The 12,531-nt window shown below is 38.7% G+C and carries 12 protein-coding genes; 8 read left to right on the forward strand and 4 right to left on the reverse strand.

The features are described from left to right. Positions 1-11: 11 nt before the first annotated feature. On the reverse strand, positions 12-1,049 hold the full coding sequence (locus PL11201_RS04985; protein ID WP_234996610.1) for a RusA family crossover junction endodeoxyribonuclease: 1,038 nt from the start codon (positions 1,047-1,049) through the stop codon (positions 12-14). A gap of 186 nt (positions 1,050-1,235) precedes the next feature. Continuing rightward, positions 1,236-1,979, reverse strand: coding sequence for a 2-phosphosulfolactate phosphatase family protein (locus PL11201_RS04990; protein ID WP_079677512.1), 744 nt, complete (start codon positions 1,977-1,979; stop codon positions 1,236-1,238). A gap of 113 nt (positions 1,980-2,092) precedes the next feature. Here PL11201_RS04990 and PL11201_RS04995 point away from each other — a divergent pair, with 113 nt between their 5' ends. From PL11201_RS04995 to wecB, 7 genes are all read left to right on the forward strand, one after another. Beyond that, complete coding sequence (locus tag PL11201_RS04995; protein ID WP_079677513.1) at positions 2,093-3,280, forward strand: lipid-A-disaccharide synthase-related protein; 1,188 nt, start codon at positions 2,093-2,095, stop codon at positions 3,278-3,280. An 86-nt stretch (positions 3,281-3,366) separates the two neighbouring features. Beyond that, a complete protein-coding gene (gene dacB, locus PL11201_RS05000; protein WP_079677514.1) occupies positions 3,367-4,797 on the forward strand; it encodes a D-alanyl-D-alanine carboxypeptidase/D-alanyl-D-alanine endopeptidase in 1,431 nt (476 codons plus the stop codon). A 122-nt stretch (positions 4,798-4,919) separates the two neighbouring features. Continuing rightward, a complete protein-coding gene (gene purU / locus PL11201_RS05005; protein WP_079677515.1) occupies positions 4,920-5,774 on the forward strand; it encodes a formyltetrahydrofolate deformylase in 855 nt (284 codons plus the stop codon). Positions 5,775-5,795: 21 nt separating this feature from the next. Next, positions 5,796-6,341: a hypothetical protein gene (locus tag PL11201_RS05010; RefSeq protein ID WP_079677516.1), complete on the forward strand. Its 546-nt coding sequence runs from the start codon at positions 5,796-5,798 to the stop codon at positions 6,339-6,341. After that, positions 6,338-7,414 (forward strand): M20/M25/M40 family metallo-hydrolase, encoded by a 1,077-nt coding sequence (locus PL11201_RS05015; RefSeq protein ID WP_079677517.1) that lies wholly within the window; start codon positions 6,338-6,340, stop codon positions 7,412-7,414. The genes PL11201_RS05010 and PL11201_RS05015 overlap by 4 nt, the downstream gene beginning before the upstream one ends. 21 nt (positions 7,415-7,435) lie before the next feature. Further along, entirely contained in the window at positions 7,436-9,253 is a 1,818-nt protein-coding gene (locus PL11201_RS05020) for an ABC-ATPase domain-containing protein (protein ID WP_079677518.1), read from the forward strand. Positions 9,254-9,345: 92 nt separating this feature from the next. Then, complete coding sequence (gene wecB, locus PL11201_RS05025; protein ID WP_079677959.1) at positions 9,346-10,470, forward strand: non-hydrolyzing UDP-N-acetylglucosamine 2-epimerase; 1,125 nt, start codon at positions 9,346-9,348, stop codon at positions 10,468-10,470. A gap of 75 nt (positions 10,471-10,545) precedes the next feature. On the opposite strand, the gene PL11201_RS05030 is transcribed toward wecB, so the two are convergent. After that, entirely contained in the window at positions 10,546-10,881 is a 336-nt protein-coding gene (locus PL11201_RS05030; RefSeq protein WP_079677519.1) for a cupin domain-containing protein, read from the reverse strand. Between the two features lie 122 nt (positions 10,882-11,003). Here PL11201_RS05030 and PL11201_RS05035 point away from each other — a divergent pair, with 122 nt between their 5' ends. After that, the gene (locus tag PL11201_RS05035; protein ID WP_200816705.1) at positions 11,004-11,969 is read left to right on the forward strand and encodes a TIGR00341 family protein; all 966 of its coding nucleotides are present in this window, start codon (positions 11,004-11,006) and stop codon (positions 11,967-11,969) included. A 59-nt stretch (positions 11,970-12,028) separates the two neighbouring features. On the opposite strand, the gene PL11201_RS05040 is transcribed toward PL11201_RS05035, so the two are convergent. Further along, positions 12,029-12,448: a YidH family protein gene (locus tag PL11201_RS05040; RefSeq protein ID WP_079677961.1), complete on the reverse strand. Its 420-nt coding sequence runs from the start codon at positions 12,446-12,448 to the stop codon at positions 12,029-12,031. Positions 12,449-12,531 lie beyond the last annotated feature (83 nt).

The following is a 12,531-nucleotide window of genomic DNA, read 5'->3' on the forward strand; positions in this document are numbered from 1 at the left end:
GACTCAAGATCTTATAATGGTTCAATTTCAATGGAAACCCCAGTTTTTTTGGCATCGGGATCGAATTCAACCGTTAATTGGGGTAAACAACTTAAACGGTCATCAATTAATACTCCCGCACCATTTAAGGTTAAGGCATCTAAACAAGCACCTGCTAAATTATCAATGTCGGAATTTGTGCGATGATTTCCTAATAATTTAATGACAATTGCTGCTTTGCGTAAAGGAAATTTATGGGTAATATTTTGTTCTGAAATTTGCCGATAGATTTCTACTTCTGCACGATTTCGCCACGCTCGATAACGAGGCGGTAAATAGGTTCCATTTCTGGTTACCCGAGGACGAGCTTTTGGCACAACAACCCCAGGAATCATTAATTTAATAATTTCTACGGTTTTTTTCGGAGGTTTTGGCGGGTCAATGGCTGGAGGTTTAGGCGGGTTGATAGCAGTAAATTCAACATCAATACTGGATTCTTTGGGGTTAATTTGAATCCGAGTTACAGGAGATTCTAATATTTCTAATGGTTTCTGAATTGTAGTGGTTGATTCAGTTGAAATCCCATGTAGAGACGTTGCATGCAACGTCTCTACATGGGACTCTGGATTTAATAACGGCAAGTCGGGTTTTGGAGGTAGAATTTGAGAGGATTTATCAGAAATATTTTTAACTTCATCCGTTGAATTAAGAGCTTGAGAATATGGTATAATTGGAATAACTAGAGTTTTTGTTGGCTGAGAAATAGAATCAATTGTTGAGGAAAAAATACCTGGATTTACCCCAGGCATTTTTTTGGCAATTTGCATATACATGGTGGCCGTTTGTTGGGAAAAAGTGAAATGTTCCTGAAACCAAACTTGCCAATTTTCCGGGGATAATTGAGTTTGAACGTGCAGCAACCATTCTCCCGCATTCCGCCCATGAATTAAAGCGGTTTGTGGGGAATCTAAACACTGTTTGTGTTCTTGATTAATCCGTTGGGCAAAATCATCTAAAGTCGCTAGAGGGGGCTGAGAATCACTGAGGATTTGTAGATAGGTAGATAACATTAAATAAAAGTTTTGAAGTGCAACGGGGCTGCGGTAGAAACTTTCCCCCATCCAGGAGAAAAAGGGGGAGGTTACAGGGTTGGAAGGGGGGTAAAAGGGTTGATTCACTAACGGTAATCAAGATAATGATTAATTCAGACCTTTTAGTTAAGTTGTAACATCTTTTATCCAAAACGATCCGTTTTGTTATTTGATGTTTGACTTAACTAAAACTCCGGTTTCTTTTTGCATGGGTAGCACATCTAAAATATCCTCCTGGGCGCAATACTGCAAGTCTTCATAACACCCTAAACGCAATAATCGTTGACCATGACTGGCATGATTTAACAGTTCAAACAGGTTATTTTGCCATTGGGAATAAAGAGAAATAGCAGCAAAAACTTCATCATTTCCCGCAAAATCATCTAAAGGATAACCCATTTCATGGACTAAATTTTGGGCCACGGCTCCGGCACAGGCGGTGTCTTCGAGGGAAAAACTGCCTTCCCAACCAGAACCTAATACCCAAACGGTTTCTGGACTTTTGGCGATCAAATATTCCACAATCGCCCGTCGATTAATAAAAGCGGCAGTTAAGACGACCGGGGTGGCTTGTATCCTTTCTAAACTGCGGGTTCCGTTGGTGGTGGTCATAAACAATCGTTTGTTTTTGACAAATTCCGGGGTACAACTCAGGGGAGAATTGCCTAAATCAAACCCCTCCACCTTGGCCCCGCCCCGTTCACCGACCCGGATGCGTTGATCGGCGGGCCATTTTTCGCTGGTTTGCATCAACGAGTCAATGTCACTGAAAACCTGTACCGCTTCGGCTCCAGCATTTAAAGCGGTGGCGATGGTGGTGGTGGCGCGGAGCACGTCCACGACGATGGCACAGTCGGGAAGAACATTCGCAGGGGCTAGTTCAGGAGTATGATAGACAAAAAATTTCACGGTTGGGGTTATGTTTGATAGAATTGTCAGTTTTTATTTTACATAAAAATTGATCATTAGATGAATTAAATCTTAAATTGACGAATATTTTTATATAATTGTAGCATAGTTTTATGAATAATCAACGAATTTTATTTTTAAGTAATGGTCACGGTGAGGATACCTGTAATGGGGAGATTATTAAGGCGTTATTATCCTTAGATGCAAATGTTGAAATGGCGGCAGTGCCTATTGTGGGAGAGGGGAATATTTATCAAGGGTTGGGAGTTCCAATTCTGACTCCGACTCGAACTTTACCATCGGGGGGATTTTTATATATGAATCCTTGGGTTTTTTTCAAGGATATCGCATCAGGTTTAATAGGTTTATTAGGTAAACAATTACAAATTATTGGGAAACAGGCTGCATATTATGATATTTTAATGGTAACGGGAGATATTGTTGTAGCTGCGATCGCCTATTTAACCCGAAAACCTTATATTATTTTTCTTTCTGCCTATTCGAGTTATTATGAAGGGAAACTTAATTTAGGGTTGATTTTACCTTTTCTGCTCAAGTCTCCTCGCTGTTTGGTTGTATTTACAAGAGATCAGTTTACCGCAGAGGATTTACAAAATCAAGGGATAAAAAATGCTCAATTCGTGGGAACACCCATGATGGATAATCTTACCCCAAGGGGAGTTAATTTAAACCTTGATTCTGAATCCCTAATGATTGCTATTCTTCCGGGTTCTCGTATTCCTGAAGCTAGAAATAATTTAATCTTGCTGTTAAAATTAGTAGAAGCAATTGATCAAATTAGTTCCCAAAAAATTCAATTTCGAGTGGCTGCGGTAGCTAGTTTAATGGCGGAGTTAGATGGAATTGCCAGAGGTTTAAATTGGCAACATCAAAACGGCAGATTAACCAATAAAAAGGGTTTAGAGGTGATTTGTTATTCTGATAGTTTTGCCGATATTTTAAACGCGGCTAATTTAGTCATAGGAATGGCGGGAACAGCGAACGAACAAGCCGTAGGTTTAGGAAAACCTGTGATTACAATTCCGGGGAATGGCCCGGCATTTACCTATCGGTTTGCAGAGGCACAATTAAGATTATTAGGATTATCAATTCAACTCATCGGAACTAAACCTGCGGATGATTTTATCTTAAATCAAGCTGCCCAAAAAGTCAATCAAACCTTAGAAAATACCGAGTATTTAAAATTATGTTTAAATAATGGAGAACAGCGCATGGGAAAACCGGGAGGAAGTCTAAAAATTGCTAATTTTGTTTTAATAGGGAATAGGGAAAACACTTGACTTTATCAGTTTACTGTAGTATTCTTAGCTTTAACTGTTCGGTGCAACTGTTATATTAATAAAAACTCTAAACTTTAAAAATAGTTGTGAAAAAATTTTTATTCAGTAGTTTAATCTCTCTATTTAGTTTATCTCAACCCGTTTGGGGTCAAACCACTTCACCCGCTACAAAAATTTGTCCTGCGGAATTAGAACCTGCGATTAATGCGATCGCAAATCGTCCTCAATTTCAACGGTCTCGGTGGGGAATTTTAATCGAAACTCTCACTAAAAATATAACAGTTTATGATCGAGATAGTCAATATTATTTTATTCCCGCTTCCACGGCTAAACTATTAACAACGGCCGCCGCCCTACAAAAATTAGGAGCCAATTTTAGGATTAGAACTTCTGTTTATGGAGACACTCAAGGCAATATTTATGTTGTCGGGAGAGGCGACCCCACTTTAACAGAAACCCAACTCAAAGATCTAGCCCAACAGCTAAAAAAAAGGGGAATTAATCAGATTAATCAATTAATCGCTGTAGATGGTTATTTTACCGGTTTACCCATTCATCCGACTTGGCAATGGGAAGACGTGCAAGCGGGTTATGGAGCCCCGATTAATAGTTTAATCTTAAATCAAAATTCCCTAGACTTAAAATTAGCTCCTCAAGCCGTAGGACAACCCCTAAAAGTCACCTGGGTACGACCGGAACAATCGGCAGGATGGACAATTGAAAATCAAACTCGAACTGTCAGAGAAAATGAGCCAGAATTTGTGAGAATTGGGCGAGATTTCAGTCAACCTATTATCAGAATTTCAGGACAATTAAGAGTAGGTCAAGCACCGGAATCCGCTTATGCGGCTGTTATCGAACCAACCGATAACTTTATTCAACAATTCCAGAAAATATTACTCGATTCTGGAATTAAAGTATTAAAAACCTCAATTTCTTCTAATTTTTCCTATCCACAATCAGAATTAGCGTTTGTGGAATCTCCTCCCTTGGCAGAATTAATTAAAACCATTAACCTAGACAGTAATAATCTTTTTGCTGAATCTCTATTAAGAACCTTGGGCGCACAAAATTCTCGGGGTGATAGTGTGGAATTAGGACTCCAAGAAATCAAATTAATTTTAAATCAATTGGGCGTAGATCCCAAAGGTTATCAACTCGTTGATGGTTCAGGAATGTCTCGGAATAATTTAGTTACGCCTTCCGCTTTAGTACAAACTTTAAGAATCATGGCGACCTCTCCCACCGCAGAATTCTATCAAAATTCTCTCCCTATTGGGGGAGTAAGTGGAACCTTAAAAAGACGCTTTACAGATAATTCTGCCACGGGAATTGTACAAGCTAAAACTGGAACAATGAGGGGAGCTACCTCCTTATCAGGTTATATTTCTCCTCCAGATTATCAACCCTTAGTGTTTAGTATTACCATTAATCAAAGCAACCTATCAACTCAAGAACTCAGACAAGCTGTAGATGAAATTGTATTACTATTAACACAATTAAAATCCTGTCCTTAAACCGTTGTTGCGCCGTTGTTGCGCTTTAGCGCATCTTAATCTTAATTAAAAATAATAAAATGCGCTGAAGCGCAACAATGTTTGATATAATTTTGATTATATTTAATCAATAAAAGTTTAAGATGAACTCACCTACAGCAACTTTATTAGTTTCTTGTCCCGACCAAAAAGGTTTGGTTGCTAAAATTGCTAATTTCATTTATGCCAATGGGGGAAATATTATTCATGCCGATCAACATACGGATTTTAGTGCTAATATTTTTTTAACCCGTATTGAATGGCAATTAGAAGGATTTAATTTACCCCGTGAGGTAATTTCTCCTGCGTTTAGTGCGATCGCCAAACCTTTAAATGCGAATTGGCAACTCCGTTTTTCCGATACCATTCCTCGGTTATCCATTTGGGTGACAAAACAAGATCATTGTCTATTAGATTTACTCTGGCGATGGCAAGCCAAAGAAATTATTGCTGAAATTCCGTTAATAATTAGTAATCATGCTAACTTAAAACCTATTGCCGATCAATTTGGCATTAATTTTCATCATTTGCCCATGACAGCAGAAAACAAATTAGAACAAGAAGCTCAACAGTTAGAACTTTTAAAACAATACCAAATTGATTTAGTAGTTCTCGCTAAATATATGCAGATTTTAACTCCCCAAATTGTCGAAAATTTCTCCCAAATCATCAATATTCATCATTCATTTCTTCCTGCTTTTGCCGGGGCAAATCCCTATCAAAGAGCGCACGAACGGGGGGTTAAAATTATCGGTGCAACCGCCCATTATGTAACCGCAGATTTAGACGAAGGGCCAATTATTGAACAGGATGTCGTGCGGGTTAGTCATCGGGACACCGTAGCAGATTTAATTAGAAAAGGCAAGGATTTAGAACGATTAGTTTTAGCTAGAGCCGTTCGTTTACACTTGCAAAATCGCGTGTTAGTCTATGGAAATCGAACCGTTGTTTTTGCTTAAATACTCGAAGGAAATGATCAAATGAGCCAAACTTTAGAAGATTTACAAACAGAATGGGACGCGATTAAAGATCAAATTAATGCGGTCAAAGCTGAATATAATAGGTTAAGAAGTAAGCGTTCTAACTTTCATGTTACCGTTTTCTTATCCTCTGATGCTTCCCCAGAATCCTTAGTCACCTTAGAACAACAAACCCAAGATGAAGCCCAGCGCTGGTCATTGAATTTACAACAACTCGATCAAGAAATTCAATCCACTCGCATTAAATTAAGACAAGTTAGGGCTAAACTCGCCGTTAAACAGGCTCAAATTTATCGCTTTCAGGCTCAAAAAAATTGGATTGAACTTAAAAAAAATTGTGATCGTATTAATCAATTGGCGAATAGTTTAGAAGAAGAAATTTTTTTATTATGTAAAAACGCAGAAAATTTTCAACCTACTTCTGAAGACTGGCTGCCTAAATATCCTCAATTATTGGAATTAGAAACCATAAATATTCCCTGTGTTAAAATAGAGGATAAACAATTTAAGCTAACCAGTAAACCGATTAATTTTAATTTTGAATGAAGGTAAAACCGTGGATTAAGATTTTTTTGTGGATGGGAATTGCCATCGGAATTATTGTCGGATGCTATGCTGGATTCCCCGATGATAAAATAGAGCCAATTTCTATCAATTCTCAACCTCAGATTACGCCTTTTCCTTCCCTAATTTCTCCTCAAATTGATACAATTGATCCCGCCAAACTATGGAGTCACCTTAAAGTATTAGTGGGAAAAAGATTTCAAGATCCTGATCGAGAAAGGGTGCGAAATTATTTGGTCAAACAATTAGAATTATTGAACTTTTCTCCCGATTTACAATTCTTTGATCAAGGTGTTAATATTGTAGCAGAACATCTAGGAACCGATCCAAAAGCCGGAGTGATCTTACTCGCTGCTCATTATGATACGGTTCCCAATTCTCCGGGGGCTAATGATAATGCCAGTGGAGTAGCGGTAATTTTAGAAATTGCCCGTTTGTTGGCTCAAAAAAACACCCCTCGCAGCTTAAAAATTGTCTTTTTCGATCAAGAAGAAGTCGGGCTTTTAGGAAGTTTTGCCTTTACGGAAAAACCCAAAAATCTGACAAATTTACAAGCGGCAGTTATATTAGATATGGTGGGTTATGCTTGTCATTTACCCGGCTGTCAAACCTATCCTCCAGGAATTGCTGTAACTTCCCTTTTAGAAGCTGCTGGAGTTGAATTTCCAGATCGAGGAGAATTTTTAACCGTGGTGGGAGAAGTCCAACATTTATCCCTATTAAAAGTGTTTCAAAGGGTTGGTCAATCCGTTAGAAAATCAACCTCTAATTCCGTTCAATTTCCGCCCCTTGTCGCTGTACCTATTCCCTTAAAAGGTTTGGTCACACCGGATGTTTTACGCAGTGATCATGCTCCCTTTTGGTATCAAGGAATCCCGGCGGTTTTAATCACCGATACAGCCAATTTGCGATCGCCCCATTACCATCAACCCAGTGACACGATGGCCAATTTAGATCCCAACTTTTTTGAAGGATCAGCCGAAATAATTTATAATGTAGTTGCTGAACTTCTGAATAGTCAGACCTCCTTTAATCTTCCCACTTCCCTTAATTAAACTAATTATTTTTTATCTAATATGAAGACTCAAGAAAATCTCCGACAGCTATTATTTGATCTCGATAATCGAGGCTATAAAGCTTATAAAGATATTGTAGGGACTTATGAATTTCCCAATTTCACCCTAATTATTGATTATGTGCAAGGCGATCCCTTTGCTGCACCCAGTAAATTCCGTGTTCAAATTCCCCCAAAAATTGCGGGATTTCCCCCAGAATTATACCGCACCCACAGCCGTGAAATTGCCCTAAGAGACTATCTAATTCGGGAATTTGATCAAAATTCTATGGAGATAAGTAGCCATCGGGGAACGGGCAAAAGTGGCATGATTGGGGTGACAAAAATGGGTCAGGAAATATTAGAACGGACGGCCGCTTCACTGATTACTATAACCCCCCCTTCTGCTAAACCCATAATTAGCGGAAACCATGTATTACAACGCACCCGTCCAACCGCTTCTACTTCAGAAAAAGGGGTAGAAATGCGTTTTTTTGTCGGACTTCCTGCCCGGGGACGAAATATTTTAGGTCGTCAAGCTACGATGATGATTTGTGATGATATTCCCACCCTTGTAGACCGATCTTTAAGATATCAAAATTTAGATGCAGAGGCTATTAAACGTCACGTTGAAACGGCGGAAGATGCTGATTATTTACGCGAACAATTAGCAGAAAAAGCGTTAGTTGCCTTTGTCGCCAATGGTGCAATTTTACCCCGTCGCAGTGGGGTTGATAGTCGCCCCTTAACCGAAAATGTGATCACTTTTCAATCGCCAAAATCCTTAGAAGTGGAGTTTAATTGTCCCAACCAAGGATTAATTAAAGGCATGGGAATTTCTCAAGGAATCACTTTAATTGTCGGTGGCGGTTATCATGGGAAATCAACCTTATTAAAAGCAATTGAATTAGGGGTTTATAATCATATTCCTGGGGATGGTCGGGAATTTGTGATTACCAATCCATCGGCGGTAAAAATTAGGGCGGAGGATGGTCGCAGTGTGGCGGGAGTAGATATTTCTGCATTTATTAATCAATTACCTCAAGGTCGTTCGACAACGCAATTCTCCACGGAAAATGCTAGTGGTAGTACCTCCCAAGCTGCTAATATTATGGAGGCATTAGAGGCATTAGTTTTAACCGAAAATTCTCCCTCAATTCCGGCGGTATTATTAGTAGATGAAGATACCGCAGCTACTAATTTTATGATTCGCGATCGCCGAATGCAAGAATTAATTGCTAAAAATCAAGAACCTATTACCCCTTTTATTGACAAAGTTCGCCAACTTTATACCGATTATTCTGTGTCTACTATTTTAGTTATGGGTGGCAGTGGAGATTATTTTGATGTGGCAGATCAGGTAATCGGAATGGAGAATTTTCAAGCCCTAGAATTAACTAAAAAAGCCAAAGAAATTGCCCATCAATATAGTACGGGTCGCACCTTAGAAGGGGGAGAAAACTTTGGTGTAATTCGTCCGCGAATTCCTTTGTCTGAAAGTTTAGATCCCAGTCGAGGACGTTGGGATGTGCGGGTGAAGGTTAGGGATGTGGACGAGGTGTTATTTGGAACCGAAGATATTGATGTTTCTGCGGTGGAACAAATTGTTTCTCAAGATCAATTACGGGCGATCGCGGCGGCAATGGTTTATGCTAAACAACAGTATATTGATGGAGAGAAAACCCTACCTCAAATTTTAGATCAAATTATGAATGATATTGCCACCAAAGGATTAGATATTATTGCCCCATTTCCCCAAGGAGATTTGGCAATCTTTAGACGATTTGAATTAGCTGCGGCTATCAACAGAATTAGAACCTTAGAAGTCAAACAATCTTAAAGTCGTCCTCCCTTAATAAAGGGAAACAGGATAGTAAAACCTTGATAAATTCTCAAATTAATTTAACTTTTTATTGAAGATTATTAATGATTATGTCTCCGATTCCTCTCCGAGTTATGGTTGTTTTTGGGACTCGTCCAGAAGCGATTAAATTAGCCCCTGTTATTCAACAGTTAAAACAAACCTCTGGATTTGATACCCAGGTGGTTTTAACGGGTCAACATCGAGAAATGGTAACCCAGGTCATGACGTTGTTTAATTTAACCGCAGACCAAGATTTAGACATCATGCAAGCGCAACAAACCTTAACAGATATTACCTGTGGAAGTTTACGCGGATTAGAAGATTTATTGCAACAATTAAATCCCCATTTAGTCTTAGTTCAAGGCGATACAACAACGGCTTTTGCTGCGAGTTTAGCCGCTTTTTATCAAAAAATTCCTGTTGGTCATGTTGAGGCCGGATTACGCACCAATGATGTGTTTAATCCCTATCCTGAAGAAGCCAATCGGCGGTTAATTTCTCAGTTAACCCAACTCCATTTTGCCCCCACCAATCAATCGGTTCAAAACCTAAAAAATTCAGGGGTTTGGGGAGAAATTCATCACACGGGAAACACAGTTATTGATGCTTTATTATCCGTTGCTAAACAAAAACCTAAACTCAATATTCCCGAATTAGAAAATAGTCCCTATCGGTTAATTTTAGCCACGGTTCATCGGCGGGAAAATTGGGGAGAACCGCTTCAGGGAATAGCAGAAGGATTCCTAGAAATTCTGAATGAATTTCCCGATACCGCCCTATTATTACCTTTACATAAAAATCCAACGGTTAGGGAACCTTTAACCGAAAAATTAGGGAGTCATCCCCGGGTATTTCTCACCGAACCTTTGGATTATACCGAATTAGTAGCGGCGATTGATCGCTGTTATTTTGTATTAACCGATTCCGGGGGATTGCAAGAGGAAGCACCGAGTTTAGGAAAACCGGTATTAGTATTAAGAACAACCACAGAACGTCCTGAAGCAGTGGAAGCAGGAACCGCTAAATTAGTTGGAACAAAAGCACAGGATATTTTTACAGAAGCGAGTATTTTATTAAAGAATGGAATTACCTATCAAAACATGGCAAATGCCATTAATCCCTTTGGAGATGGTCACGCTTCGGAACGGATTATTAATATTATCAAAAATTATTTTAATCCTATTAACGATTAAATAAACATCGTTGTTGCGATTCATTGACGAGGTACTGTTAATGTGGGGAAAAAGCCCTGAAGGGCTTACTACGGGTTAGGTGCGTAAACCGAAATAGGTTAAAATTAAATCTGTATTTCCTGTATTACTAACTTCGTGAACCTCCCCAGGTTCGACTGCAATACAAACCCCTGGGTTTAATTGATAATCTATACCATTAATACGGATATTTCCTAAACCTGATTCTACAAAAAATACCTCACACATATCTATATGGGAATGACTGCCCGCTACCTGTCCAGGGGCAAAAAACGCCTGAGAAAAATTTGTTAAGTGGGGTAAATCTCCTAAACTCAACATCACCTTTTTTTTGATTGCTGGGTTATGGGAAACTTCCTGTTCTGGAATTTTGGCTAAATCTGTTATTTTCATAAAACTTTAAATTTAGAAGTTATATTATTATATCATTTTTATGCTAATATGCCCTAAATCTATTAATCTCTAGTGGTCGATAATCGCTGATTGTTAAACTTTCATAAATCTTAATATTCGTCATGAAAAGTAGGCTCAAATTCAAAAAAGTATCCGATGATGCCCTCATCCAAATGCGACAGAATTTAATGGCTGAATCTATACTGTGTTTTAACTATATTGTCTTAGTAATAACAGCTTGTTTAATTGCTACCTTTGGATTACTAAGTAACAGTACAGCCGTAATTATTGGGGCGATGTTAGTGGCTCCGATTATGTTACCGTTGCGAGGATTAGCCTTTGGAATTTTAGAAAGTGATCAAGAATTATCTCGTCGTAGTATGATCTCGATTATTGTAGGAACGGTGGTGGCACTAATCTTATCAATGATCTTAGGAAAAATAACGGGGATTGAAGATTTTGGTTCGGAAGTTTTAGCCCGAACTGAACCGACATTAATTGACTTGGGAATTGCCGTTGTAGCAGGAGGATTAAGCGGTTTTACCAAGGTGGAAAAGGGGATTAGTGATGCGGTGGCTGGAACCGCAATTGCCGTGGCTTTAATGCCTCCTCTTTGTGTGGTTGGTTTAACCTTATCTCAAGGTTTTTTTGATTTAAGTTATGGCGCAACGTTACTTTATTTAACTAATTTAATTGGGATTGCCTTAGCTTGTATGGTAGTTTTTATTTTGGCAGGTTATTCCCGACTGCGAAAACAATTTGCTTTAACATTAATGATTACTTCCGTTGTAGCAGTTCCTTTAGGGATTAGTTTTTTACAATTCGTAACTCAACTACAGTTACAAACGGATTTGAGAAACATTTTTGAACAGAAAACCTTAACGGGACAACGGGTGGATTTACAAGATACTCATATTAATTGGAAACAAGATCCTCCTATTGCTTATTTAAAAGTTCGAGCTACCGAACCTGTTACGCCAAGACAAGTACGTTTAGTTCAAGATTTTATTAATCAAAAAATGAGGCGGAACTTCGCATTAGTTTTTTTAGTTGAAGAAGTTGCACAAGTAGAAGCAGAAAAGGAATAGATAAGGAATAGATATTGATATTTTATTCCTATTCCTTTGCACCCTATGACCACCTGTTATTAAAAGCCACCGAAATCAAGGGGACTGGATACAGGACTGGTGAAGACAAAATAAATAATTCCTGCTCCTAATAAAGTGACCGCTAAACTAAACAAAATCACCCAACGGTCAGGGGGTTCATAACTATCTTCTTCAATATCTCGACGGACAACAAAATATTGAACCGTCGATAATAATACGGTTAATAAACCGACTCCTGAAAATAATAATCCTAATTTCCAACCATAGCCAGGGCCAGGGACAGTCACGGGTTGAAACGCGCGCAGACGTAAAATCACCACTCCAAATCCCATTAAACCAACCGCAGTTCGCATCCAAGCTAGATAGGTACGTTCATTGGCTAAATGATCTCGAACCCTGGAGGGGTTGAGTTTTTTTCGCTTTTGATTGGTTTCAGGCTTAGATTCGGATGAGTCCATCAATTTAGGGGGGTTAGTTTCGGTATAATTTTCAGTTTTCATTGTTTGGAATTAGACAAAAATAGAGAAAACCATCTTAACCT

Origin of the sequence: Planktothrix sp. PCC 11201 (genome assembly GCF_900009135.1) — a bacterium.
Lineage (GTDB): Bacteria > Cyanobacteriota > Cyanobacteriia > Cyanobacteriales > Microcoleaceae > Planktothrix.

Coding starts and splice junctions, on each gene's coding strand:
- PL11201_RS05020 (WP_079677518.1), top strand. CDS start 7,436: ATGAAGACTCAAGAAAATCTCCGACAGCTATTATTTGATCTCGATAAT.
- PL11201_RS05035 (WP_200816705.1), top strand. CDS start 11,004: ATGAAAAGTAGGCTCAAATTCAAAAAAGTATCCGATGATGCCCTCATC.
- PL11201_RS05010 (WP_079677516.1), top strand. CDS start 5,796: ATGAGCCAAACTTTAGAAGATTTACAAACAGAATGGGACGCGATTAAA.
- PL11201_RS05015 (WP_079677517.1), top strand. CDS start 6,338: ATGAAGGTAAAACCGTGGATTAAGATTTTTTTGTGGATGGGAATTGCC.
- purU (WP_079677515.1), top strand. CDS start 4,920: ATGAACTCACCTACAGCAACTTTATTAGTTTCTTGTCCCGACCAAAAA.
- PL11201_RS04995 (WP_079677513.1), top strand. CDS start 2,093: ATGAATAATCAACGAATTTTATTTTTAAGTAATGGTCACGGTGAGGAT.
- PL11201_RS05040 (WP_079677961.1), bottom strand. CDS start 12,448: ATGGACTCATCCGAATCTAAGCCTGAAACCAATCAAAAGCGAAAAAAA.
- wecB (WP_079677959.1), top strand. CDS start 9,346: ATGTCTCCGATTCCTCTCCGAGTTATGGTTGTTTTTGGGACTCGTCCA.
- PL11201_RS04985 (WP_234996610.1), bottom strand. CDS start 1,049: ATGTTATCTACCTATCTACAAATCCTCAGTGATTCTCAGCCCCCTCTA.
- PL11201_RS05030 (WP_079677519.1), bottom strand. CDS start 10,881: ATGAAAATAACAGATTTAGCCAAAATTCCAGAACAGGAAGTTTCCCAT.